Origin of the sequence: Bacillus sp. AFS088145, from assembly GCF_002564465.1 — a bacterium.
Taxonomy (GTDB): Bacteria; Bacillota; Bacilli; order Bacillales; family Bacillaceae_G; genus Gottfriedia.
Genome location: NZ_NUUX01000004.1, coordinates 34,953 through 60,943 on the forward strand (window position 1 = coordinate 34,953; position 25,991 = coordinate 60,943).

22 protein-coding genes are annotated in these 25,991 nt (G+C 32.0%); 12 read left to right on the forward strand and 10 right to left on the reverse strand.

From position 1 onward, the window contains the following. Positions 1-313: 313 nt before the first annotated feature. Both nagZ and COI44_RS01745 read left to right on the forward strand, forming a co-directional pair. Positions 314-2,020, forward strand: coding sequence for a beta-N-acetylhexosaminidase (gene nagZ, locus COI44_RS01740; RefSeq protein WP_098426378.1), 1,707 nt, complete (start codon positions 314-316; stop codon positions 2,018-2,020). Positions 2,021-2,284: 264 nt separating this feature from the next. Further along, positions 2,285-6,658: a S8 family serine peptidase gene (locus COI44_RS01745; protein ID WP_179886974.1), complete on the forward strand. Its 4,374-nt coding sequence runs from the start codon at positions 2,285-2,287 to the stop codon at positions 6,656-6,658. A 63-nt stretch (positions 6,659-6,721) separates the two neighbouring features. Here COI44_RS01745 and COI44_RS01750 read toward each other — a convergent pair whose 3' ends face one another. Together COI44_RS01750 and COI44_RS01755 are read right to left on the reverse strand one after the other, a co-directional pair. After that, positions 6,722-7,123, reverse strand: a complete 402-nt coding sequence (locus tag COI44_RS01750; protein ID WP_098426380.1) for a LysR family transcriptional regulator substrate-binding protein — start codon at positions 7,121-7,123, stop codon at positions 6,722-6,724. After that, positions 7,116-7,655 (reverse strand): LysR family transcriptional regulator, encoded by a 540-nt coding sequence (locus tag COI44_RS01755; RefSeq protein WP_098426381.1) that lies wholly within the window; start codon positions 7,653-7,655, stop codon positions 7,116-7,118. The genes COI44_RS01750 and COI44_RS01755 overlap by 8 nt, the downstream gene beginning before the upstream one ends. A 789-nt stretch (positions 7,656-8,444) precedes the next feature. Here COI44_RS01755 and COI44_RS01760 point away from each other — a divergent pair. Both COI44_RS01760 and COI44_RS24420 read left to right on the forward strand, forming a co-directional pair. After that, on the forward strand, positions 8,445-9,020 hold the full coding sequence (locus COI44_RS01760) for a TetR/AcrR family transcriptional regulator (RefSeq protein ID WP_098426382.1): 576 nt from the start codon (positions 8,445-8,447) through the stop codon (positions 9,018-9,020). A gap of 414 nt (positions 9,021-9,434) precedes the next feature. Beyond that, entirely contained in the window at positions 9,435-9,650 is a 216-nt protein-coding gene (locus tag COI44_RS24420) for a Rossmann-fold NAD(P)-binding domain-containing protein (protein WP_353616001.1), read from the forward strand. Here the strand turns inward: COI44_RS24420 and COI44_RS01765 are convergent. From COI44_RS01765 to qoxA, 6 genes are all read right to left on the reverse strand, one after another. Further along, positions 9,637-10,458, reverse strand: coding sequence for a YitT family protein (locus COI44_RS01765; RefSeq protein WP_179886975.1), 822 nt, complete (start codon positions 10,456-10,458; stop codon positions 9,637-9,639). The genes COI44_RS24420 and COI44_RS01765 overlap by 14 nt on opposite strands. Before the next feature lie 360 nt (positions 10,459-10,818). Then, the gene (ytzI, locus tag COI44_RS01770) at positions 10,819-10,980 is read right to left on the reverse strand and encodes a YtzI protein (RefSeq protein WP_098426384.1); all 162 of its coding nucleotides are present in this window, start codon (positions 10,978-10,980) and stop codon (positions 10,819-10,821) included. Positions 10,981-11,035: 55 nt separating this feature from the next. Continuing rightward, entirely contained in the window at positions 11,036-11,320 is a 285-nt protein-coding gene (gene qoxD / locus COI44_RS01775) for a cytochrome aa3 quinol oxidase subunit IV (protein ID WP_098426385.1), read from the reverse strand. 1 nt (position 11,321) lies between these two features. Then, positions 11,322-11,918, reverse strand: coding sequence for a cytochrome aa3 quinol oxidase subunit III (qoxC, locus tag COI44_RS01780; RefSeq protein ID WP_098426386.1), 597 nt, complete (start codon positions 11,916-11,918; stop codon positions 11,322-11,324). A gap of 3 nt (positions 11,919-11,921) precedes the next feature. Then, positions 11,922-13,859 carry a cytochrome aa3 quinol oxidase subunit I gene (gene qoxB / locus COI44_RS01785; protein WP_098426387.1) on the reverse strand — a complete coding sequence of 646 codons (1,938 nt, stop codon included), beginning with the start codon at positions 13,857-13,859 and terminating at the stop codon, positions 11,922-11,924. A gap of 49 nt (positions 13,860-13,908) precedes the next feature. After that, entirely contained in the window at positions 13,909-14,805 is an 897-nt protein-coding gene (qoxA, locus tag COI44_RS01790) for a cytochrome aa3 quinol oxidase subunit II (protein WP_098426388.1), read from the reverse strand. 429 nt (positions 14,806-15,234) lie between these two features. On the opposite strand from qoxA, the gene pdxR reads away from it, so the two are divergent. From pdxR to COI44_RS01815, 7 genes are all read left to right on the forward strand, one after another. Continuing rightward, on the forward strand, positions 15,235-16,665 hold the full coding sequence (pdxR, locus tag COI44_RS01795) for a MocR-like pyridoxine biosynthesis transcription factor PdxR (RefSeq protein ID WP_098426389.1): 1,431 nt from the start codon (positions 15,235-15,237) through the stop codon (positions 16,663-16,665). A 287-nt stretch (positions 16,666-16,952) separates the two neighbouring features. After that, complete coding sequence (gene deoC / locus COI44_RS01800) at positions 16,953-17,624, forward strand: deoxyribose-phosphate aldolase (protein ID WP_098426390.1); 672 nt, start codon at positions 16,953-16,955, stop codon at positions 17,622-17,624. A gap of 16 nt (positions 17,625-17,640) precedes the next feature. Beyond that, on the forward strand, positions 17,641-17,763 hold the full coding sequence (locus COI44_RS24920) for a hypothetical protein (protein ID WP_483295453.1): 123 nt from the start codon (positions 17,641-17,643) through the stop codon (positions 17,761-17,763). 64 nt (positions 17,764-17,827) lie between these two features. Then, positions 17,828-18,259: a zinc-binding dehydrogenase gene (locus COI44_RS01805; protein ID WP_483295454.1), complete on the forward strand. Its 432-nt coding sequence runs from the start codon at positions 17,828-17,830 to the stop codon at positions 18,257-18,259. A gap of 564 nt (positions 18,260-18,823) precedes the next feature. Next, a complete protein-coding gene (locus COI44_RS01810; protein WP_098426391.1) occupies positions 18,824-20,764 on the forward strand; it encodes a fructose-1,6-bisphosphatase in 1,941 nt (646 codons plus the stop codon). A gap of 7 nt (positions 20,765-20,771) precedes the next feature. Beyond that, entirely contained in the window at positions 20,772-20,864 is a 93-nt protein-coding gene (locus COI44_RS24795) for a hypothetical protein (RefSeq protein WP_353615999.1), read from the forward strand. 392 nt (positions 20,865-21,256) lie between these two features. After that, positions 21,257-21,502 (forward strand): nuclear transport factor 2 family protein, encoded by a 246-nt coding sequence (locus COI44_RS01815; protein ID WP_286163706.1) that lies wholly within the window; start codon positions 21,257-21,259, stop codon positions 21,500-21,502. Positions 21,503-21,695: 193 nt separating this feature from the next. Here the strand turns inward: COI44_RS01815 and COI44_RS01820 are convergent, their stop codons facing one another. Both COI44_RS01820 and COI44_RS01825 read right to left on the reverse strand, forming a co-directional pair. Then, a complete protein-coding gene (locus COI44_RS01820; protein ID WP_098426392.1) occupies positions 21,696-22,526 on the reverse strand; it encodes a M15 family metallopeptidase in 831 nt (276 codons plus the stop codon). Positions 22,527-22,634: 108 nt separating this feature from the next. Continuing rightward, on the reverse strand, positions 22,635-23,783 hold the full coding sequence (locus COI44_RS01825) for a CapA family protein (protein ID WP_098426393.1): 1,149 nt from the start codon (positions 23,781-23,783) through the stop codon (positions 22,635-22,637). A gap of 1,096 nt (positions 23,784-24,879) precedes the next feature. On the opposite strand from COI44_RS01825, the gene COI44_RS01830 reads away from it, so the two are divergent. Further along, positions 24,880-25,257, forward strand: a complete 378-nt coding sequence (locus tag COI44_RS01830; RefSeq protein ID WP_179886976.1) for a response regulator transcription factor — start codon at positions 24,880-24,882, stop codon at positions 25,255-25,257. Positions 25,258-25,991 lie beyond the last annotated feature (734 nt).

The window sequence follows — 25,991 nt, forward strand, 5'->3', positions numbered from 1 at the left end:
TTTCTCAAAATGTTATAAATATATTCATGAGGGGAGAATAATTGCAGCTATTTCTAGAATATAGAAAAATAGAGAAAATCCTTTCTTTTGTAGAGGGTTAATGGAGTTTTTCTAATTAAGAACGAATATTCTCAAATAGCCACAGTAATTGAGATGATGTGGTGCAACTTTTATTACACAGTTTCTGGATCAAAGCTTTGTATTAAATGATAGATTTGATACAAAAAGTTTATAATTTTGAAACATTTATGTGCTATGATTTTTTCGAAGACAATATTGACATTTTCATCATATTGAATTTAGAGGTGAAATTATGAAAAACAATATTAAAAAATTATCAATGATTGCTATTAGTAGTTTCATATTATTATCTGGTTGTATAGAAGTTAAAGCTAAAAAAAATGAAAGTACGGCAATTGAAAGTCAGAATAACACAGTATCTAAGTTTAAGAAAAATGTAATTGTTTCAAAAACTGACCCGATACTTGATGAACTAAATAAACTAACTCTTAAAGAAAAAATCGGACAAATGATTATCGCAGGTTTTGATGGAACAACATCAAGTAATGCAGATACACTTTTAAAAAATTATAAATTAGGCGGCGTCATACTCTTTGGAACAAATATAAAAAGTCCAAGTCAATTAGTAAATTTAACAAATGACATAAAAACATATAATAAAAATAACAAGGTACCTTTGTTTATCTCTGTCGATCAAGAAGGCGGTAGAGTAAATCGAATGCCTTCAGGTGTTTTAAATACACCTTCTGCTAGAACGATTGGAAATAAAAATAATATGCAATACGCATATAATATAGGTAATATGATTTCAAAAGAGCTATCATCCTTTGGATTCAATACTGATTTTTCACCAGTATTCGATATACAAAGTAATCCTAAAAATACAGTAATTGGAGATCGTTCTTTTGGTACAAATTCAAGTATCGTTTCAAAAATTGGTGAGGGAATGATGGATGGAATTCAAAAAGGAAACACAATTCCTGTTATTAAACATTTCCCTGGGCATGGGGATACTTCAGTAGATTCTCATTTAGAACTTCCTATAGTGAATAAAGACTTATCAAGTTTAAAAAAATTTGAGTTAGTTCCATTTAATAATGCAATCAAAAATCATGCGGATATGATGATGGTAGCTCATATATTAGTCAAGAAAGTAGACTCTAAGTATCCAGCTTCGATGTCAAAGTCAGTGATAACAGATCTTTTACGAAAACAATATGGATATAATGGGGTAGTAATAACTGATGATATGTCAATGGGCGCTATAGCTAAACACTATAACTTAAGTAATGCAGCAGTAACTTCTATTAATGCCGGGAGTAATATTATATTGATAGGACATGGAAATGAAAATGTTAAAACCATTTACAATAGCATCTATACAGCAGTTAAAAATCATAAAATATCAGAAGACACAATAAATAAAAGTGTCTATAAAATTCTATCTTTAAAACAAAAATATAAACTTAACAATAATAAAGTTCAAACTGTAAATGTGACAAATTTAAATAAACAAATTAAGAAAGCTGTTACTTATAACAATGAAACTAGTAATAAGCAGTACTTACTTTTAAAAAATATTTCGACGAAGGCTAATGAAGGAAAAATAATCAATGCAGAATTTAATGTAATGAATTCCAATATTGACCAGGTAAGAGAAAAATGGGGAAAAGAAGACAGTAGTGTATATGTGGCGGCTGCCAAAGGAACATACAACACATATACAAAGAGAAATGTAGTAGTTGGCTATCAAAAAGACCATTTAATATTTGAATTACGCTCTTTTGATCCTCAGTTAAAAAATTTATCTATTAATAATATAAAAATTTATTTTGGTTCACCTAGTTCAGAAGTTACTACCTCAAATAAGGAAAAAATACTTACTTATTCAATTGGATCAAAAAAGCTTAAATTTGTTTTTCCATTAAAAAAACAAATTGTATTGGATCATTATTCGATTTATAATCCAAATAATGTAATTAATAATATGAGTAATTAATTCTGGATTTATCAAATAAAACTAACAGTCTTTAAACCTGTTCCTGTATCAGAACAGGTTTTTTTGTTTTGCTGAAATAGTTTTGTTACCAAACTTTTTTATTGATAACAAAAATGAATCGTTATGATAACTAGAATGTCATTTACCATAATAATATATCACTATATAATTATCTTAACATTTTAAATAGTCTAAATTCCCCTATTTTTATAGGTTTAATTCCGCTATCCTAAAATGAAATTTATGTTAAAGGTGATGCAATCGATGAAAAAAAGAACTAGGTCGCTTAATGTAGGAACTTCAACTTGTATTTTTGCTTCAGCTTTTTTAGTCTTAAATTCCCAATTTACTATTGATCCTAATATCGGTAGGGCGCAAGAGACTAATCCAGATGATGCGATGACACGGGTTATAGTTGAAATGGAAGATACGCCTGCGATTCAAATTATGCAGAAATCAGATCAGATAGGATCTTTATCCAGGACAACAGAAAGAAAGTTAAAAGATCAAATTGAAAATTTAAAACAGTCACATGGGAAAGTGTTAGACGAAATAAAGGAAAAAATGATTCCATTCAAAAAGACTAACGACTATACGTTCACATTCAATGGAGTTTCATTACAAGTACCAAAAAGTAAAGTGAATGACCTACGTTTACTTCCAGGTGTAAAAGCGGTTTATCAGGATCAGCAATATCATTCAGACTTAACCAATAGTGTCCCATTGATTGGTGCTCCTGATGTTTGGTCTAAGCATGACCAGAATAATCAAGAAGTTACTGGAAAAGGTGTCACAGTCGCTGTGATTGACACAGGTGTAGACTATGATCATCCTGACCTTGGCGGAGCGTTTGGTCCAGGGCATAAAGTAGTTGGTGGATATGATTTTGTCAACAATGATAATGATCCTATGGATGACTATGGACATGGTACCCATGTCGCAGGCATCATTGCTGCGCATGGGAAATTGACAGGTGTGGCACCTGACGCCTCCATCACAGCCTATAAAGTCTTAGATAATAACGGATCAGGAACTACATCTAATATTATTGCAGGAATTGAAGCGGCTATTTCGCCAGACAATCCATTTCCGGCTGATGTCATAAATATGAGCTTAAGTGGACCTGGTGATGGAAATGATCCAATCTCACAAGCTGCTCAAAATGCTGTTGATGCTGGTGTGGTTGTTGTCGCTGCAGCAGGGAATGCGGGCCCTGATTATGGTACCATTGGTGCTCCAGCTATGGCTGAAGGTGTACTTGCTGTCGGTGCAAGTGTAAGTGGTATTAAAGTACCTGACGCGAAGATCGTAGCACCAATTGACGAGAATTTATCCGTAACTCGCCTTGGGTTTACAGCTAATCCTCCTGAAACAGCAATTACTAGCGATTTGATAGATGTTGGAAATGGTGGAGTCGAAAATTATAACGGGGTAGATGTAAAAGGAAAGATTGTCCTAATTCAATTACCTCTAGGTTCAGATGGGCGTACAGAGGCAATTACTGCACAAGATAAAGGGGCTGCCGCTGCGATCTTTTTCGAGCCCGTGCAAGTTGGGCCTGTTTTTAAATTAGGGGATACACTTCCAAGTCAATATACATTCAATTCCTATGAAGAGTTACAAACACAACATCAATTCATGATAGGTTCTACTGATGACGGCCAGTTAGAATCGTTAGTTTCTATGAAAATTGATGGAACAAAAGCTGGTGAATTAAAGTCTTATCTGGCAAAAGGACCTGTTAAGATTACGATTTCAGGCAAAGACATAACGGATAAGATTGCAAATTTTAGTTCGCGCGGTAATTCTGAATTACAAGCTAAACCTGATTTAGTAGCTCCAGGCGTCGAAATTAATTCGACCTACATTAAGACAGATAGTAATGATTCAGGTTATACAAGATTAAGCGGGACAAGCATGGCTGCTCCTCATGTGGCGGGTGCAGCTGCACTTATGAAACAACTTAAGCCGTCATGGAATGCTAGTGAAATTTCAGGCGCATTAAAAGAGACTGCTAAGCCACTAGCATCATATGATGTGCTTACACAAGGGACAGGAAGACTTGATGTAAAGGCGGCAGCGGAAACCAATGTAATAGCCTCACCTAATGTATTAAATTTAGGATTAGCTGATTTAAAAGACTCGGAGATTAATAGAAACGCATCATTAACTTTAAATAATCCAGGAGATGTACCCGTTGATATGGATTTCTCCATTAAAGAGGATACAAAATCCGGAGCTAAAGTAACTGTGAACCCTTCACATATTCATATTAATCCAGGTCAACAGGTCAATGTTGGGTTGAATATTAATTTGAAACGTCCGGATCAAGATGCGAATATCTCAGGTTGGGTAGAAGGTAATATCCAATCTGCAAAAGGATCGCAGCATATACGCGTGCCATACAAGTTAATTGCAAGACATTTCAAAATTACTGCATCTCCGGATCCTGTTGGATCAACAGTAGAAGACACAACAGCCTATATTTACAGCCCGGTTAATCTGACACAAGCTCCAAAAGTCACAGTATATACTCCAAGTAGGAAAACAATTGAAGTGGAAGCTGTATTAGATCATGACCGTTGGTGGAAAGCGAATGTTCCAACAAATGAAGTAGGAATATATCGGATTGATGCAAGTACCATTGTCAAAAATTCTACAAATGATAATTCAACAATAATAGGTTCTAGCTTTTTGGAAAAATTACCAAAAGAAAATGAAAACGCTTCAACCTGGAATTCTATTGGGCCATACTCTAATGCAGGACTGATGAATATAGATTTGAAAAATTCTAAGAACATGACAGTTTTACCTTCATCTACTCTATCTTTATTCCATACTGAAGATAGGGCAGAAACTTGGCATGAGTATCGAAATTTCCCTGTAGCTGGAGGAGTAGCAACTAATTTAGTGGTTGATCCTACAGATGAAAAAAATATATATGTGGCAATTAATTCAAAATACAATGATCTAACTTATACTGGTAAAATAGTAGCCAGCAAAGACGGAGGAAAATCATGGAAGACATTATCTTTTCCGGATATAGAAATATCTGATTTAGAAATTGATAATAGTGGGCAAAAGTTGATTGCTACTTCGAGGAATGAAGTTTATGTCAGCACCGACAGAGGATTAAATTGGGTGCAACTACCAGGATGGTGGGGATTTCTTACTAAAGCAAAACTTCTAAATAACGACTTATATATTTCAGCAGGTTATCAAGGTCTATACGTATTTAAGGATGTATTCTCTGGTTCAGCTACATCTGAACTATTGTATCAGCCACCATTTCCTTATAGAAGTACTAAAGAGATTGTAGGAGATGATGATTTCTTAGTTACTAGTACTTTCGGTGGTGGTTTGTATGCCTCATATAATAAAGGTAAAGATTGGAAAGAACTTACTCACTCCGATCTACCATTTAATAATGTATCTCGTTTAGAAATTATTGAAGGGGATATTTATGTAGGGACAGCCTATGATGGAATATTGGTTAGTCACGATAAAGGAAAAACTTGGGAAACATGGAAAAAACCTCTTCCTGGGTATAATTCATTTGAAATCGATTTTGCGTTAGGTGGTAAGTCTTCTCCTAAAGGTAACCGACCAATTTATGTATCCTCTGATCAGGCGGGAATATATGGAACTCTGGATAAAGGTGAATCATATAAACGAATAGGGATACCTGCTGCAACGGTTTACGACTTAGCTATTTCGCGAAGCTCTAAAGGATATCAGTTAATTGCTGCAACTGACTCAAACACGTATATGACAGCATTACCTCTTCAAAACAAGATTGATTCAGAATGGGGTGCTGCGGAAGGTGAAGGTAGATTTGGAGAGCAAGTGTTTAAAATTGCTACTTCTCCAACAGAATCGAATGTAGTTTACAAAATACGCTATAGTGCGATTGGGACTATGAATGTATATCAAAGTAAAGATGGCGGAGAAAAATGGGATCAAAAATTTGTAGATAGTGGACTCCCAACTGCTATGCTGATTAACCCGGCCGACTCCAAGCAAATCGTTATTTCTTATACAATTCCAGGAACTAATGAATTAGGAATCTATATTAGTAAAGACGCTGGAGAGACTTGGAAAAAGATTAAGCAAGAACACAAATTTACAGCTTTAACATCCGCTGATTCTCATGATCCAAACAGAATTTGGGCAGGTGGAAACGATGGTCTATTCTTGTCTAAAGATATGGGTCAGACATTTGAAAAAATTCAAAACGTTCCTATAAGCAGTATTGCAATTGATTCACACAATCCAAGCCATCTAATACTCGGAGGAAACCATCTATATATTAGTAGTGACGGTGGAAAAACTTTAGAAATGGCAAAAGGTGCGGGTACTGCTGAACTCAACATGTATGTAAATGATATTATCGTTTCACCTACTCACCATAATATTGTTTATGCAGCCTCAGGTTCTTTTTATGAATCAGGACTACTTAAGGGTGGACGAGGTGTGTTAAAAAGTATGGATGGAGGAAAAACTTGGACAAATCTTTCCAAGGATCTCGAGAATAGAAATGCTATAACACTTCAACTTTCTCCGGACGAGGAATACTTGTTTGTCGGCACACAAGGTGGCAGTGTTCAGCGATTGAAATTACCTAAACATCAACAGTAAGAAACTTCATTAAAAAAACATTCCTTACTTCATGAAGTGGGGAATGTTTTTTTGTATAAGCTGTCAGGATTTTATTAAGGAATCTTCAGTATCTCCTACATAAAGACCTTTTTCATTCAAATGTGAAAGCAAAAAGTCTATGAAATTTCTAGCTGCAGCGCCAATATACTTTTCTTTGTGATGTACAATAGCAACTTCCTTACTAATTATAGGATTTACTATTTTAATAACTTTAAGTGAATCAGTATTCGCCGAAGCGAGAAGAGTATTAGGAAGTATAGTAGCTCTAATACCTGCTTTCACAATACTCAAAATAGAATGAGCATCATTTAATTCTATGATTGGCTGAATGTCAAATCCTTTAGACGTAGCGACTCCATCAATAAATCTTCGGCAACTGTAGTTATTTGGACATAAAACAAGTGGAATGTCTTTGATGTCTTTGATTTCTTCAAATTCAACAATATCCCTTTTTGCCCAATGATGGTGAAAAAGAAACTGCTAAATATAATTCTTCATTATATAAAGGGATACTTTTTAACTGTTCATTCTCTAAAGGTAAGAGTGTCAAAGCTATGTCGATTTCATTTTGAATAACTTTTTCTTCAATATTATCTAACTTAATGATCTTCATTTGTAAATAAGGATGCATTCTGTGAAGCTCTAAGAATACTAGAGAAGCTAACTTACTTAACTCCCCAGACATTACTCCAACAATCAATTTTCCTCTTTTTACTTTTTGAAGCTCTCCAATTTGTTCATAGATAAATTCTATATTGGAAAATATTTTATCGGATTCTTCTTTTAAAATTTTTCCCGCTTCAGTAATAGCAATTTTTTTACCTAAGCGATCAAATAAACGAACTCCTAATTTATCTTCAAGAGCTCTCATTTGACGGCTTAAAGCAGGTTGTGATATTCCTAATTTTTCTGCTGCTCTTGTAAAATGTAATTCATCACAAATAGCCAAAAAGTATTCTATTTCCCTTAATTCCATTAATTTTACTCCTCATTAGTGTTTGAATGTATTAGGTTTTATAAATGCTTTTAAAATAAAGTGAAAGAAACATTAAATGAAAAAGGTTATTGACAATAAAACCACATTTTCATTATAAAAATGATGTGAAAATTTAAAACATCCATTTTAGAATTTTTTACCCCATCCACTAATTTTCGGCTATTGTGTTTATTAGGAAATAAGCCAAGTGGAATGCAATTCAACAATTTTTTCTCTCTTCAGTAGCAATTTTTTTACCTAATCGTCAAATAAAGGAACTTCTAATTATATAAGTTAGTTATTTAATAGTTTTTTTTGAGAATGTTCGTTCTAAAAAAAGGGAATCTTTCCTAACTCCTCTACAAAAAAGCTAGCGATAGTCTCTATTTTTCTATACGTTATAATTTAATTTCTTCTCATGTATATTATATAACATATTGAGAATGAACGGTAAATAACTACTTTTTACCATTATTACAAAGCTGGTTTGCTTTCAAAAAGTTAAAATAGTTATTGAACTTATTGGCAACTTATTCTTCGGTGCGTCTTGTTCGTCCCATTGATCCATTAAAATCTCAACTTTATAATAATGGAATTGTCCATTAATTTTATTATTAACCTCAAAATTGAATCGTAATGAATCTCTGTAAAGATGCTATATTTTGATAAAATAGTAAGCATTTTACTAAAAAACAATTAGTAATTAATTATAAAATTTAAATATGGTTTTATTGAATATATAAAGATTATTTTTAAATATGCTATAATCTTTCAAAAGGAGGTACGAACGTGGCTAGACATAAAGAATATGACGAAAAAGAAGTTTTACTAAAAGCAATGGAGCTATTTAGGCATCAAGGTTACGAAAAAACCTCATTGCAAGATCTTGTTAATCATATGGGAATTCATAGAAGAAGTCTATATGATACATTTGGTGATAAACATACTTTGTTTATCAAAGCATTAGAACTTTATAATAACAATGTAATGAAAAATATGAATTTACATGCTAAGAAATCATTATCTGTGAAAGAAGCTATTAGAAGTATATTAGAAATAGTAATTACTAATGATGATAAAAAATCAGTAGGTTGTTTAACAGTGAATAGTGCAGTTGAGTTGTGTTTACATGATCAAGTTGTAGCTGAAATGATTGAACAAAATTTTTCTAAAACTGAAGAAATTATTTTTGATTTACTAGTTCTTGGACAAAATTCAGGTGAAATTGCTAAACATCATAATTTAGAAAAATTATCTCAGTTTATTCATAATTCTTTTGTGGGATTAAGAGTATTAACAAAAACAACTAACGATAAAAATAAGTTGAAAAATATAATTGATATGACACTATCTATATTAGATTAATTCATTCTCTAATTGATAAGTGTATAAAAAGAATTAACTAATCCCAGTTAATTCTTTTTCAGTAATCAGTTTGCAATCAAAATTTTAGAACGAATGGTAAAAAATGATTATTTATCGTTCGTTCTCAATATGTTATATTAATATACATGATAAGAAAATAAATTTTAACGTATAGAAAAATATGAATTATCGCTTTTTTGAAGAGAAGTTAGAATTCAAAAAACTATAAATTTTTTTTGTTTATTTGAGAATGATTGTTCTTGAATAAATAAAAAAATTATTATTACTAATTATGTAGACAATAATACAAAATGAGGAGATTACGATAATGGAAATTTCGAAACAAATAGCATTAATTACAGGAGCAAATAGGGGCCTAGGTCGTCATCTTGCACAGGAACTACTACATTACTAATCAATAATGCTGGATCAAAAACTGAAGGTACATTACTAGATGGTTCAATTGATAAAATTCGATTAGAGATGGACACTCATTTTTTCGGCACTCTTTCGATGATAAGTGCATTTGCTCCGAAAATGGAAAATAACGGCGGAGGAACAATATTCAATTCCTTGCCGCTCCCATTTTACTACTCACATTTTGAGCAACAATCACTTATGTTTTCCTGAATCGTCCCAGCACTTCAAGGGTTTGTGAGATGTTTACAAAAGCATTCGGATCAATCATTTTGATGGCATGTTTTGTTTCATTCAATTCGAATCTTGTAATGACAGTTGTAAGGACTTTTTTTGGTTTATGTGAGTAGGCACCTTCAGCATTATGTACTGTAATCCCTCTTAGATGTAAATGGATTAGGGCGTCTATTAATTCGTCTCCCTTCTCAGTGACAATTCTTAAGGTTAATTTGTTTTGTGTTGTATAGACCATATCGACTGCACGACCAGCTACATAGATTGTGATCATGGTATATAAAGTGATATTCCATCCAAATATAAACCCAGAAGCACAAACTACAATTAAATTCATACATGCACTTAAAAATCCCACCTGCATATTCTTTTTTTGAGAAAGAATCAGGCTAACTATATCCGTCCCACCTGTAGAACCACCATGCTTGATGATCAGTCCGACAGAAATTCCATAAAGTGCGCCTCCTATAATAGAAGAAAGTAAAATATCATTGGTTATTGGATGGATGGGTATTATTTTTAAACTAAAAGATAAAACAACAACTGAATAGATAGTAAATAGGATAAATCTTTTACCAAGATTTTTAATACCTAATATGAATAAAGGTATATTAATAATGAAAACAATCCAACCTGTATTAACATGTAAAAAATGATGAATCATAAATGCAATTCCGGTAACACCACCGGAAGCTAATTTATGTGGGATAAGAAAAGTGTTATAGGCATATCCAAAAAGTATGGAGCATAGACCGATTAAGATGACTTGATAAATAAATCGAAACAACATAAACACCTCTAAAAATTTCTCTTAAAGTTAGTATGGATAATTTACTTTTTTATAATTAAAAAAATAGGAATAGCATAATTAGCCTAAAAAGAAATAATTGATATAGCCTTAAAAGGAAGGAGATGGGAAATTGGATTTCTTTAAAAAGATTTAGAGGAGATTTATTACAAAAAATGCAAGTATTCCAGTGATAATACAACTAATCTTACCTATTAAACATATAAAAGTGAAAAAGGTTTGAAATAATCTTAATTAGATCAAACCTTTTCCTTTATTAAAAGTATTTATTATATTCTAGTTATGAACAAACTGTTGAATAGAAAACTTCAAACAATAGCTGTCTTTTATTAGTTATAATTATTTATTATTTTTATCTTTATTAATGTTATTACTATTTATATCATCAATTTTATCAACTTTGTGTTTTACCCCATAACCTTTATTTACTGTTAAAACAAAAGCACCGAATACAACAAAGATTATGATTCCACCTATAACATATACAGCTGTCATTGACATAAAATTACCTCCAAGTTTATTTTAATGCTCCAGATCATTAATCATTTATATTGTATTAGGCATATCCCCAAACCATACAGAGTAAGGTACCGAATACGGTAACTAGTGCGATTGATAATGCGTAAAAGATATTTGTATAAATAGCTCCTTTTTCTCTTGTTTCACCTGCATGCATAAACACTACTAATTGAAGACTTGCTTGTAAAAATGCTGTAACAAGCAATATCGTCATCCCAACTACAAATGACAAGTTGAAAAAGTATACTACAAGTGCAATGCCAGTTAGAATCATTGAAAAAGCAAAGCCATTAACTTGCTTAAGCGGAAATAATTCTTTCATGTTACATCAATCCTTTCAGATAAACAAAGCTAAAAATGAAGATCCATACGACGTCTAAGAAATGCCAATAGAGTGAAAAGATAAATGTTTTATTAGCAATTTCTGGAGTGATTCCTCTTTTTCGTATTTGTAACATGATAAATAATCCCCAAAAAAATCCAAGTGTTACATGGGCTCCATGTGTACCTAAAGTTGTTAATAGAATCGCAGTAAATGCGCTTGTTTGTAATTCTGCACCCATATGCATATAATGTACGAATTCTGATATCTCAAAACTTACAAATACTAAACCAAGAATTAGTGTAATCGCAAGAAATGAGATTACTGCTGTTTTTCGTCCAATACGCATCGCATGAATAGCTAGTCCTATAACAAAGCTACTCGCTAATAGAACAAACGTTTCAATTAATACAGGAGTAATCTCGAAAATTTCTGCCCCAGTAGGGCCATGGCCAGTACGATTGACTAGTGTAAAATAAGAGGCAAAAAGGGTTCCGAAAAGCATGATTTCTGCACCTAAAAAGATCCAAAAACCTAATATGTTTATTTGATTTTGCTCGGTACTATATTCTAATGGGAGTGAATTTATTAATTTCATCGTTTACGCACCTCGAGATTCATTTTCTATAATTTTTTCTACAGGAATATAGTGGCCCTTATCAATTTCAAAGGATCGAAGCCCCATAAAAATAAATATTCCTATTGCAGAAACAATTACAGGAATCCACAATGAAAAGACAAATGAGAATCCAAAAACAAATATGATGCAGCTCATGATAAAAGGTGCGCCACTATTATTTGGCATATGAATTTTGTCATATTGCCCTCTAAAGATCGGTATTCCTAATTTCTTCGCATCCCAAAATGCTTCAATTGAATGTACTTCAGGCGTAATGGCGAAGTTATAAGAAGGAACAGGACTATGAGTAGCCCATTCTAAAGTACGAGCATCCCAAGGGTCTGAGCTAATATTTCTAGATGCGTAACGAATACTATAATAAATGTTAAATACTAGTAAGATAAACCCGATTGCCAAACCGATTGCTCCAATAAAGGATAATAAGTTCAAAGGACCAAACCCTGTTGACTCTGAATAAGTATACATACGACGAGCTTGTCCATTTAATCCTGTAAAGAACATTGGGAAAAATGTTACGTTAAAACTAATTGCGATAAACCAAAATGCCCATTTTCCAATTCTTTCATTTAACATAAAACCAAACATTTTAGGCCACCAATAGGTAAGTCCAGCAATCATGGCAAAAACGACACCAGGAATGATTGTGTAATGGAAATGGGCTACTAAAAACATCGTATTATGGTATTGGTAATCTGCTGCAGACATTCCTAGCATCACACCAGTAACCCCACCAATCGTAAAGATCGGTATAAAGCCTACAGAATATAACATTGGAACAGTAAAAACGATTTTACCTCTCCAAAGGGTAAACAACCAATTAAAGATTTTAATTCCAGTTGGAATGGCAATTGCCATTGTTGTAATCGAGAATATACTATTTGTTAATGCACCTTGACCCATTGTAAAGAAGTGATGAGTCCAAACTAAGAACGATAGAAACGAGATAATTAACATGGAAAATACCATTGATTTGTATCCGTATAAGTTTCGACGTGCAAATGTGGAGATGATCTCACTATAGACACCAAAAGCAGGTAAAACTAGGATGTATACTTCTGGGTGTCCCCATATCCAAAAAAGATTTGCCCAAAGCATGTCCATCCCACCATTTGTCGTTGTAAAGAAATTTGTACCGAATAGTCTGTCCATCGTACCCATCAAAAGAGCCACTGTTAAAACAGGAAATGCAAATATTACAATCACATTTGTCGTTAGAGCAGACCAAGTAAAAATCGGCATTTTAAAGAGTGTAATACCTGGTGCTCTCATTTTTAAAATCGTTGTGACAAAATTAATTCCAGAAAGTAAAGTACCAAGTCCAGCAATTTGCAGTGCAATCATATAATAGTTTGTACCAACGGATTTACTTAGTTCATTTCCAGCTAGTGGGAAATATGATGTCCATCCTGCATCCGGAGAGCCACCAATTACAAATGAGATATTTAATAACATCGCCCCCATAAAAAACAACCAGAAGCTTAGTGCATTTAAACGTGGGAATGCTACATCACGTGCACCAATTTGAAGGGGTACAACAAAGTTCATAAGAGCATAGATAAATGGCATAGCCATAAAAATAATCATGACAAGCCCATGGGTCGTAAATATTTCGTTATAATGCTGTGCATCTAATAGCGTATTTTCGGGAACGGCCGTCTGAGCCCGCATCAAAATGGCATCGACACCACCACGGAAAAGCATTAGCAGAGCAGATAGTAGATACATAATCCCAATTCGTTTATGATCAACAGTTGTTAACCATTCTCTCCATAAATAACCCCATTTTTTGAAATAGGTTAAACCAGCTACAATAGCAATTACAGTTACCCCAATAGCGATCATCGATGCATAAATAGCAGGGTTTGGATGTGGAATCGCAAATCGATCGAAAAATTCCATAGTATATGAACTCCTTTAACTACATTTAAATTTGAAAATAACCGAAAGATTAATGACTAGAGTGTTTTGAATGCATATCCATTTCAGAGTCCATTTGATTTTCACTAGAGTGATGTTTATGGCCTCCTTCATTTGGAGGTAAGTACTCCAAATGAGTTCCAGTAAACGTTAATTCACCAAGGTGACCTGGTTTTAACAACTGTGTGAACTTTTCTTTCGTTAGAGGTGAAGCGGTTTTCTTAACATCTTTGACCCATTCATTAAATTTGTTTTCAGGGACCGCTTCGACATTAAACGTATTTTCAGCAAATCCTTTACCACTGAAATTTGCATTACGTCCCATATATTCACCTGGAACATCAGCAGCTAAGTATAATGTATTGACCATGTCTGACATCGCGTATTTTTGTCCCCCCAATTGTGGAATCCAAAAACTTGTGATTGGTCCATCTGAATATAATTTAAATTCTAGTGGTCTATTTGTAGGAATATATAAATAGTTTACGGTCTCAATATTTTCTTCAGGATAGCTGAAATGCCATTTCCAATCAGATGATGTAGCGTAAATTATTAAAGGTTTTTTATTTGCATATCCAGTTGGGGCAGACTCGACCTTATTGTTGCTTTGTACCGAAACGATTGAAAGAAAAATAATGATCAATACTGGAATCCCGACACAAATCATTTCAACCAATACACTACCTTTAATTTTAGGAGGATCATAATCACTACTTTGTTTAGATGAACGATATTTAAAAAGCATATAACCTAAAATAAGGAAAACGACCAAGACAATAAATGACATAATCCAAATGGATAACATAATATCTTTAGCTTGAGTTTGAGCTTGAGGTCCTTTAGGATCTAACACCTTTACTGGCTCGCAACCAGATAACAAAATGAGAATAGAAATAAAAAAAGTTTGTAAGGTCCATTTATTCTTCATGAACAAAATCCTTTTCAATTTTTATTTTCATAACGTAATTATTGAGTTAATTTGATTCACAATTGGTTAAAATATAGAGCCATAAATATTTAAAGTCAACGAAATTACAATTTCTGTCAAAAAATGTTCACAATAAAAAAAAAGTGAATTTAATAGTATTTGAAGTGATTTTTGATTTCAAAATTACGTATCATCAGTTGATAATTCTGGTTTTTTGCAGAACGTCTAATTAACTATATTCGATAGAAATTTTGTTTTTTTCTGAAGTGGATGGGAAAACTATAGGATAATTGGATGAGTAGGAAAGAAGAGAATTAATCTATAATAGATGAATTATTTTATTATTATAAATTCGTTAAAATAGATAACATAGGAGTTTAAAAATAAGAATTAAAGATATATTTTTGTAAATTGCGAGGAATATTGTCAATGGAATGGAAACCTGATCGTGAAGCGAAAAAAGCTATCTATAAACAACTTGCCGAGTACATCGAAGAAGGAATCGTTAACGGTACTTTTCCACTTGATAAACCCCTTCCTTCTGAAAGGCATTTAGCAAAAGAATTTAACATTAATCGAAGCACAGTAGTTGCTGCTTATGATGAATTGGAATCAAATGGGCTTATTGAAAGAAATAGAGGAAGCGGAACAACAATCAGTAAAGATATTTGGGGGATTACTAAGAAGCGAATACCAAGTTGGAACAGATATGTTGAAGCCGGCTCTTTTCTACCAAACTTGCCTGTAACTCAAAGAATTCGTCAAAAGACAGCAGAAGATAAGCTAATTAATTTAGCAAGTGGAGAGTTGTCAGAAGATCTTTTTCCAATTAAATCATTAAGAGAAATTACTTCAACAAGATCATTTATTGGAAGTCTTGGATATGATCATCCACAAGGGTACAAAATATTAAGAGAAACAATTGCAAAGCATGTTAAACAATATCGGAAAATTGAAACGGATTCTTCATCAATTTTAATCACATCAGGTGCTCAACAAGCTTTATATTTAGTTGTTCAATGTTTGCTAAACCCTGGAGATTCAGTAGCTATTGAAGACCCTTCATATGCATATAATCTACCGATTTTTAAATCAGCGGGGGTTAAGACTTATTTATTACCGGTAGATGATAATGGAGTTAACCCAGCCGACATAATCGAATTACATAAAAAACATCGAATCAGAATGCTATTCTTAAATCCAACCTATCAAAATCCAACCGGTACCAATCTTAGTCTTGAACGTCGTAAGACTATATTAGATATATCTTCAGAACTTGGAATTCCTGTCATTGAAGATGATCCGTATAGTTTAACGTCTTTTAATGGAGAAACGATCTCTACATTAAAATCACTAGATGAAAATGGAAATGTATTATATATAAGTTCATTGTCAAAGATTGTGGCTTCTGGATTAAGAATTGGTTGGATTATTGGTCCAAAGCCTGTAATTGAGAGATTATCTGATGCTAAACAACAAATAGATTTTGGTCACTCTGGATTTACACAGTGGATTGCAAATGACTTTTTAGAAGCTGAAGATTTTCATTTGCATATTAAAAATTTAGTTAAGCAACTAGAAAAAAGAAGAAATCAAATTGTCAAAAGTCTTCAATTTTATTTAATGGATCAGGTAGAATTTACTCAGCCACAAGGAGGTATCCATATTTGGTGCAAATTAAAAAAAGAAGTTAATGAAGTACAATTACTAGAAGAATCAATTAAAAGAGGGGTAATCTTTGCACCGGGTTTAACAATGGGGTCTAAAAAAGGGTTTGTTCGTTTTACCTTTGCAAGAGAAGACGAAGAGTCAATAGATGAAGGGATAAAAAGATTTTCTAAAGCACTTAAATCTATCTGAACTAGGAATCATGTACTAATTATGATTCCTTTTTAATTCATTTTTTAAGTGGATGGGGTAAAAAGTACTACAATGGATGGTTTAAATTTTTACAGATTTTTTATAATGAATAGGTGGAAACAATCCACGAATTCATAACGGTATAAAATCTATTATCGAGTGAATTGATTCACAATTATCTTTCACTTTCTAACATACTAAAAAAATGAAGTCGATATAAAATTTGGCAGATTCAATCAAATCAGCACAGAGTTAAACACAAAATAATTTATAAGGTGGAGTAAAACATGGAATATACAAATATTATTGATCACACATTATTATCGCCAGAGACTGATGATGTAGCCATTATTAAGTTATGTAATGAAGCGATGGAATACGGATTTGCTTCAGTAGTTGTAAATCCTACTTGGGTAAAATTAGCCTCAAAACTCGTGAGACATTCTGATGTTAACGTATGTACTGTTATCGGATTTCCATTAGGTGCTAATACAATCGAAACAAAAGTATTTGAAACGAAAAATGCGATTGAAAATGGGGCTACAGAAGTCGATATGGTTATAAATATTGGTGCTTTGAAAAGTGAAAATTATGATCTAGTCGAAAAAGATATTAACGCTGTAGTGGAAGCTGCAAGCGGAAAAGCTTTGGTCAAAGTGATTATAGAAGCGTGTCTTTTAACAGATAAAGAAATACAATTAGCATGTGAACTATCAGTAAAAGCAGGGGCTGACTATGTAAAAACATCGACTGGCTTTTCTTTACATGGAGCAACACTTAAAGATGTTGCCTTAATGCGAGAAACAGTTGGAGAATCGGTTGGAGTAAAAGCGTCTGGTGGTGTTCGTAGTATAGAGGATATAAAAGCTATGGTTGAAGCAGGTGCAACCAGAATTGGTACAAGCTCAGCAGTTCAAATTTTTACTGAAAATACAACTCTTAATTCAATTAAATATTAAAGTAGATGAATAATTCTTGACAGCTTATCAAACTCTGTTTTGGTTTGGTGAATTAACTGATCAAGATACTGTATTGATCCATGCAGGAGGAAGTGGTGTAGGTACTGCAGCAATACAATTAGTAAAACAAATGACTTAAGCGAAAGTCATTACCACGGCTGGCTCACAAGAAAAATTTGATTTCTGCCGTTCATTAGGAGCAGATGTTTGCATCAATTAAAGAACAATCCTTTGAAGAAGAAGTATTAAAAGCTACAAATAACCAAGGAGTAGATGTGATTCTAGATTTTATTGGGGCATCCTACTGGGAGAAAAATCTAAAGAGTTTAAAAACCGATGGGCGTTGGATCATGATTGGCATTTTAGGTGGGTCTGAAGTTAACAAAGTGAATTTAATGGAAATTCTTCAAAAGAGAGTTCAATTAAAAGCTACGCTATTAACTCCTAGAAACGATGAGTATAAAAAAGAATTAACAAAAGAATTTGTTCAAAACGCAATGCCGTTATTCGATCAGAACAAAATTAAAGCTATTGTTGACCAAGTATTCCGATTTGAAGATATACAAAATCCTCATAAAGTACCTAAATATCAAGATTTGATATGGACCAGATTTCTGGTCCATATTTTTGTTTAGCATATATGGAATTTGATGAAAGTAGGGAAGGAAATGAATTAAATCCATGGACACTTTCTAGTACCGGATGTTCCTATTATTTAAGGATAATGGTTGTAAAATGAATTGGTAGCTTGCACGAATATGGCGCTGCCTCTTTGTGCTTCCTGTTACAAATAGTGAGTTTTTCTTTACAATTCTGACTAGTATGTTACTTCGTTAATAGGGGAATCTAACTAATATTAATATTTATAGGTTTGTAGAATTGAATTGACGCTTGTTAAGCAAGAAGTAAGTAGACAATATAGTAAAAAATAAGGGACATTAGTGACTGGAGGCGATTTGTAAATTAAGAGTTGGATTAAGAATAGTGATTAAACTTTAAATAGAAGGGTATCGAGATAAATGACTAATATTAACTTTTGTAATCATTCAATACATTTTGTTTAGTAAAATGTATATATTTCCTCTAAAAATGTAATCTACTATTATTAAATACAATCGAGTTTTCTTTTATCATGTAGGTATTAATCCCAATCTTCGCTCGAAAAATAAATGAAGAAAATTTAAGGAGAAATCATAAAGTTGGACATAAACTATTTAGATTTACTTGCTCATAAATATGATAGTGAAGAAAAGGTGGTAACTGAGATTATTAATCTTGAAGCCACCCTTAATTTGCCAAAGGGGACAGAGCATTTTGTCAGTGATTTACACGGGGAGTATCAAGCTTTTCAACATGTGTTAAGAAATGGATCGGGTAGAGTAAAAGAGAAAATAAGAGACTTATTCCAAGATGAACTATCTGAAACAGAACTTAATGAATTTGCGACGTTAGTTTATTATCCTGAAGAAAAATTAAAGTTAATTAGAGATAAGTGTGTAAATAAACAAGTATTACATCAATGGTACACAGTAATCATTGACCGTATGATAAAGCTAATTTCTTATTCGTCATCTAAATATACACGCTCAAAATTACATAAAGCATTGCCTCAGGAGTTTGTTTATATAATAGAAGAGTTACTTTACAAAACGGATGAATCCACAAATAAGAAACCATATTATTCAAAAATCGTCCAGCAAATTATTTCTCTTGGTCAGGCAGATAAGCTTATTACAGGTCTGGCTTATTCTACTCAGCGGTTGGTAGTTGACCATCTTCATGTTGTGGGTGATATTTATGATCGCGGACCTGAACCTGACAAAATTATGGATACTCTAATTAATTATCATTCAGTTGATATTCAATGGGGAAATCATGATGTCCTATGGATCGGCGCCTTTGCTGGATCAAAGGTTTGCCTAGCTAATATTATTCGTATCTGTGCCAGGTACGACAACTTAAGTATTATTGAAGATGTGTATGGAATAAATCTTATACCACTTCTTAATCTTGCGGATAAGTACTATAAGGACAATCTAGCGTTTAGACCCAAGAGCAATTCGGATAAAAAAAAGTCTGATCATGAACTTTTGCAAATCACTAAAATCCATCAAGCGATTGCAATTATTCAGTTCAAGCTTGAAATGCCAATCATAAAGAGACGCCCATATTTTAATATGTCAGAAAGGCTTTTGCTTGAAAAAATTGATTATGACAAAAATGAAATAACAATTAATGGGAAAACTTACCCATTAGAAAATTCTTGCTTTGCAACTATAAATCCAGATAATCCTAGTGAATTAATAGAGGAAGAAGAGCAAGTCTTGGACAGACTATTGTTTTTTGTCCAGCATTCGGAAAAGTTGTCCAGACATATGAATTTTCTCATGAAGAAAGGCAGTCTTTATTTGAAATATAATGGGAATTTATTAATACATGGATGCATCCCAATTGACGAAAAAGGAAATATGGAAAAAATGGTGATTGAAAATCAAACCTATGCAGGTCGCGATCTACTTGATATTTTTGAACATTATTTACGACATGCTTTTGCACATCCTGAAGAGACAGATGATCTTGCAACAGATATGGTCTGGTATTTATGGACAGGAGAATTTTCATCATTATTTGGGAAAAGAGCAATGACGACCTTTGAAAGGTATTTTATTAAAGACAAAGAAACCCATAAAGAGATTAAGAATCCATACTATCATTTACGTGAAAAAGAGGAAATCTGCTGTAAAATTTTAGCAGAAATGAATCTTAATCCTAACATAGGCCATATAATAAACGGCCATACACCTGTTAAAGAAATAAAAGGAGAGAATCCAATTAAAGCAAACGGAAAGTTGGTTGTCATTGATGGAGGATTTTCCAAAGCTTATCAATTAACGACTGGTATTGCTGGATACACTTTATTATATAATTCTTGCGGTATACAACTCGTCGCCCATGAAAAATTTAATTCAAAAAAAGATGTTCTATTAAAAGGGTCAGATGTTTTATCAGTAAAGAGATTGGTGGAAAAAGAACTCGAGAGAAAAAAGGTTCTAGAAACCAATGAGGGAGAGCGGTTATTACAGGAAATATCTGTTTTAAAAAGTCTATTAGAAAATCGCTATACTAATCCTCAGTTGTGAAGAGTATATGTTATTAAAAGGATCAAACTTCATCATTCCAATTGGATTTGGGGAATTTGTTTTAAATGGTGATTTTGAATTAATTGTTTCACATACTTAAGTGCATTGGTTGCATTTTCATTTAATTATTTGGCCGTTTAGTTACTAAGAATTGCAGATACGGCTGAGTGGGAAAAAAGAGGATTTAATAAATCTATTCAGAAAAGAGTAGGTACGAAAAATAGTACCTAATCACAAAATTCTACGTACTTATTAGTATAAATTTATTTAAATATTATAATTATACGAAATACATTTACTTGATAAATAAAATATTATATAAAGGAGAACGAACATGGAAAGACAGCTCATCGGATTTAAAAACGCCGAACCATTTTTTAATATCGTTATGGAAGGACTTAGAGGTGAAGTTGACGGAAACATTTTTGGGATGCTGTTGCAGATGATGCAGTAATTGATTTTTTGTACAACATTCCTGGATTTCCCAATAGAATGGAAGGCCGCTCTACATATATGAGTTGGTTTAGTAATTATGGTATAAAGCTGAATAATGCTGATAATCTTAAAGTTTATAAAGTGCAGGGAGAGAATATTATTGTTATGGAATATCAAGTTCACGGAATCGAACCACACACTGGTAGACCTTACGATAATAGATTTTGTTCAATAGTTACTATTAAAGATCGAAAGATTGTTTATTGGCGAGACTATATTGATTCACTTGCTGTTATTAAGTAAAGTTAGTCAATAGATAATTAATTTTATTTAATAAAACAATAAATTATTGATGGAGATTAGTTCAGACAAAATAGTAGATTCTAAACTAATTAACGTGTAGTAAGAAAGGATTTATAAAAATGAATACATAAAGAGGCTATGAATTTTAATCATAGCCTTTTATCAATAAGGGATACTATGTTCTTAGATTTTTTTATTTTGAAACTGGATAGACGTTTAAATATTCTTCTAAGGTTAAGTTTCTTTTTTTTATTTGTTTTGCTGTTGTTACTCCAACATACCGAATATGCCAAGGTTCGTATTTGTAACCTGTGATCTGCTCTTTACCTTTTGGATACCGAATAATAAAACCATAATTAGAGGAATTTTTTTCAAGCCATTTGGCTTCTTTAGTATTCGCGAAACAGCTTGAAGCCGCACATTTTCCAGTGCTACTACTTACATCAATTGCTAATCCTGATTGGTGTTCACTTGAACCGGGTAATGCACTATACTTTCTTGCATTAACATAGCCATCTTCTTTTACATATCGATTAAAAAGAACTTTCTGAGTCGCATAAGAGCGATATCCTGAAACACCACTTAAATATATATGATCTTTTTTTGCTCCAGCAAATAATTTCTTTAATGCTATCGCTGCTTCTTTTCTCATTTTTCGTTTTTCAAGCTTTTCTTTAAAAATGAATGAAACATTTGGATAAACTAGATCCTTTGGAACATAATTTTTAGGTAAAAAATATTTTTTGTCTACTAAAACTGTAATGACATCAGGGTGTGAAACAGTTCTAATTGCATTACTTTGTTTCGTTCTATATATAACATTTTTAGGTACATCTGTTGTTTTGTTATTCTGATTATTAGCATTTTCATTGTTTGTTTTGTTCATCTGATTATTAGTATTTTCTTTATTTGTTTGGTGATATTCTTTTTTAGGACTAGAATCATTGTGATGATGATTTTGGTTACTACAACCGTTTAAAGATAATCCAAAGATAATTAAAATTGAAAGAACTAAATATTTCATAAAAGTAAGTACCCCCACATGTTGGTATGTCTAGTTGTTAATGAATAAATGTGTCAAATATTTGATTTCATTTTTGAAATTCGTGTTCATTTAAAGAAAGATAAAAAGTTATTTTTCGTACATAGTCCAACTATTTCTTGAAATTTTTTCGGAAATATCAATGACTTTATTTTTAACTCTATCTTTTTCTGGGCCATCTAATAACTTTGGCTGATAGTTGTTTCTTGAAGAAACAGAGGATATAGAAAAGGGTATCACTTTCAACTCTTTTTCATTTGTCAATTTTCCATTTTGAAAGTGAAAAGTTTGCTGAAAAACAATTGTATCTTTATCACTAGGATTTCGATTCCCACCAAACATAAAGTTACCTAAACTATAGACAATAAATTTTCCATTATATTCTTCAATTCCCTGAAGTACATGAGGATGGTGCCCAAGTATTAAATCTGCTCCGTGATCAACCGCGTAGTGAGCCAAGCTTTTTTGAGTATTATTAGGTACATACTCTCGCTCTATACCCCAATGAAAATGGATTAAAATTACTTTTGCACCAGCATTTCGTAATTCACCTATATCATTAGCAATTTTAACTCTTAATTCAGGAGTATCATTCCAACCTTCATATCCTAGTGCTCCTATTTTTATCCCCTTAACAGTTGTTAAATAGTGATTTGAATATCCAAAATAACCTATCTTGTATTTTTTTAAGTTACTAATAGTGTCATCATAACCTTTTTTTAAATAATCATGACTATGGTTGTTTGCGAGATTTACTGCATCTATTCCGCCATATTTTAGAATATTGGCATAAGATGGATCTCCCTTAAATTTATATTTTTTAACTGCTTTATCTGTGGCATTTGTCAATGTAGTTTCCAAATTTACAGTAGTAAAATCGTCTTCATTAAAAATATTATTTAATCTATCAACAAAAAAATGTAAACCATTTCTTTTCGCTTCATCTACAAATGAATCAGAATAATTGAAACTTTCATCAGTACCAAGTGTAAAGTCGCCAGCAGCACTTATTTTAATGGTTTCCTCTATTGGTTTTTGAGGTGGTGCTTTAATTGTATTTGTATGTTTAATTGGTTTGTGTACATTTTTTTGAGGATTTTCCTCATTTTTAAATTCATTACCAAATGTTATTGAATAAACATTTTTACAAACAAATAAAATTACTAAAAATATAAGAAGAGAAAAGATTCTTTTTATTCGTATTTTTCTTCTAGAAGTTTTTTTCCGTTTCTGGCTCATTTTTTTATCTCCCTATACTATTACTGCTAAATATATAACCATATAAATCCTTTTTTCATTGTTATGAATTTTCATAAATAATGTTATAAGAGATTCTTTTTAGTAGTCTTATTATTAAAGATTTACATGTATTTATAATTAAATTTAGTTACTATAAATTTGATAATCTATACCAACTCCTATTACATATGATTTAAATTCATCTCCCTTCGAAACCTTATAAGAGAATAATAAGGTTTGGATGTTTCGAATTTAGACACAACTTGTATCTAAGTTGTAAATAAAAAAAATTGAGCATTTTTCATCGGAAGCATCTATTAATAATTTTTTAAGTTAGAACGAATAAGTTTTTCTTAAAATCATTGGAAGTATATTAAGATATATTATTTTTGTCGATTACTTAATAAATCGAGTTTTAAAAGAGTAACTTGTAGAACTATGAGAATATTTAGAATTTTGGAAGATATCGTTTGAAGTCTTAGAAATTCTATTTGATATACATAAAAGGTGTTACTTGGGCTAAAGAAGAAATTGATTTTTATTAAAAGATATTAGGGAGTAATACATGTAATTTTTGACAAAGTTAGTTTTTAATAGGTCTGATAAAACTAGTTGGAGTTAAACCTGTTTACGATGTTTATAGGGCAGGTTAATTAGTTATGTTTTCTTTTGTACGATAGTTAAAATAAACGAAAAATATTTCAGGTGAGAAAATATCACGTACATTAAACAAATCCTATAAAAGATCTAGTGAAATATTATATTTTTAATAGGTCATCACTTTAGTGTTTTAGCTTTTTAGAATTTTACGAAAGTTTACAACTTAGAAACAACTGATGGTTAAATTTGAAATAATAATTCAATATTATTAAACCATCAAGAAGAAAGGAGTAATTTAAATGATTGAAAATGACAACACAATATCAACAATCTCACTTTTTTTTACTGGGCAGTTGTTTCTTATAAAGAAACAATGTTATGCAAATATAACTTAATTGATCTAAAAAGAAAGTGAGATTTACTTCTATTAATTTTTATTTATATTAAAACAATATTTAATATAAGTAATAAATTAACAATGAATTTAGGTGAGTCCATGAATGTGAAAATATTAATTGTAGATGATGAAAAAAGTATAGTAGAATCCTTAGCATATGCTTTTCGAAGGGAAGGATATAATGTAGAAACAGCATTTAATGGCAAAGAGGCACTCGAGAAAATTTCTGTTTTTCAACCAGAAATTATGATTTCCGATATTGTGATGCCTGTAATGAATGGTTTAGATTTATGCAAACAAGTTGGAAGTAAATATTGCATGGGCATTATTTTACTAACCGTTAGGGATGACATTATAGATCGGTTATTAGGATTAGAGTTTGGTGCTGATGATTATATAACAAAGCCTTTTGATATTAGAGATCTACTTGCAAGAACAAGCTTACTATTACAAAGACTAAAAAAGGAAATGAAGTAAATAAAAAAACAATGTGATAATTAATGAATTGAATTAATTTTGGCGAAAAGAAAATATTATGAGAAGTTAATTGAATTTACACCAAAAGAAGTTTGATTTAATATTATTACTGACTGCATTTACCGTCGTGATGAATTACTTGATTTAGTATAGAGAATTGAATACATGGTGTAACTCGAACAGTCGATATTCAAATTCAAGGCTGCACCAAAAGATAGATATGTAGATTTTCACATGATTGTTGCTTGTATATAATTTCTTTTGGAGCACTGAAATTATTTCTGACTATGTAGGAGATACAGAGGAAATAGAAGTAACACATGTAGGTGAGATTTGGTTTATCGGTGAATTAGATTAAAACCTAATAATCTTTTTTCAACTACTATGGGAGTACGATTTAAAACTCCCATTCACTGTTGTGAATACTCTGACTCATGGATGGCTAACGAGCGCGTTAGTTGTATAATGATAGGCTGCTACGGCAGTCTATTTTTTATTGTGTTAAATGGCAGTATAGTTGAACAAGGAATTACTAAAAAAACATAGAATATAAGAAAAAGTAATAGGTGATTGGAAATGGGGAACCAGGAAAACTATTGTGAATGACGATGACATAGCGATGCAGCTTGATCAGTTTGCCAAGCAAAAACGGGTGAATAAATCGGATTTACTGGAAGTCACCATTTTGGATTTGTTTGAACGGTATCAATAAAAAAGGGTGAAGCTTACTGCTC

Excerpts from the sequence above, each read along its gene's own strand:
- qoxA (WP_098426388.1), bottom strand. The coding sequence starts at position 14,805 with ATGAAGAATAAATGGACCTTACAAACTTTTTTTATTTCTATTCTCATT.
- COI44_RS01820 (WP_098426392.1), bottom strand. The coding sequence starts at position 22,526 with ATGAAATATTTAGTTCTTTCAATTTTAATTATCTTTGGATTATCTTTA.
- ytzI (WP_098426384.1), bottom strand. The coding sequence starts at position 10,980 with ATGTCAATGACAGCTGTATATGTTATAGGTGGAATCATAATCTTTGTT.
- COI44_RS01815 (WP_286163706.1), top strand. The coding sequence starts at position 21,257 with ATGGAAGGCCGCTCTACATATATGAGTTGGTTTAGTAATTATGGTATA.
- qoxC (WP_098426386.1), bottom strand. The coding sequence starts at position 11,918 with ATGAAATTAATAAATTCACTCCCATTAGAATATAGTACCGAGCAAAAT.
- COI44_RS01805 (WP_483295454.1), top strand. The coding sequence starts at position 17,828 with ATGTTTGCATCAATTAAAGAACAATCCTTTGAAGAAGAAGTATTAAAA.
- qoxB (WP_098426387.1), bottom strand. The coding sequence starts at position 13,859 with ATGGAATTTTTCGATCGATTTGCGATTCCACATCCAAACCCTGCTATT.
- deoC (WP_098426390.1), top strand. The coding sequence starts at position 16,953 with ATGGAATATACAAATATTATTGATCACACATTATTATCGCCAGAGACT.
- COI44_RS01755 (WP_098426381.1), bottom strand. The coding sequence starts at position 7,655 with ATGGAATTAAGGGAAATAGAATACTTTTTGGCTATTTGTGATGAATTA.
- COI44_RS01745 (WP_179886974.1), top strand. The coding sequence starts at position 2,285 with ATGAAAAAAAGAACTAGGTCGCTTAATGTAGGAACTTCAACTTGTATT.
- qoxD (WP_098426385.1), bottom strand. The coding sequence starts at position 11,320 with ATGAAAGAATTATTTCCGCTTAAGCAAGTTAATGGCTTTGCTTTTTCA.
- COI44_RS24795 (WP_353615999.1), top strand. The coding sequence starts at position 20,772 with ATGTTATTAAAAGGATCAAACTTCATCATTCCAATTGGATTTGGGGAA.
- COI44_RS01825 (WP_098426393.1), bottom strand. The coding sequence starts at position 23,783 with ATGAGCCAGAAACGGAAAAAAACTTCTAGAAGAAAAATACGAATAAAA.
- COI44_RS01830 (WP_179886976.1), top strand. The coding sequence starts at position 24,880 with ATGAATGTGAAAATATTAATTGTAGATGATGAAAAAAGTATAGTAGAA.
- nagZ (WP_098426378.1), top strand. The coding sequence starts at position 314 with ATGAAAAACAATATTAAAAAATTATCAATGATTGCTATTAGTAGTTTC.
- pdxR (WP_098426389.1), top strand. The coding sequence starts at position 15,235 with ATGGAATGGAAACCTGATCGTGAAGCGAAAAAAGCTATCTATAAACAA.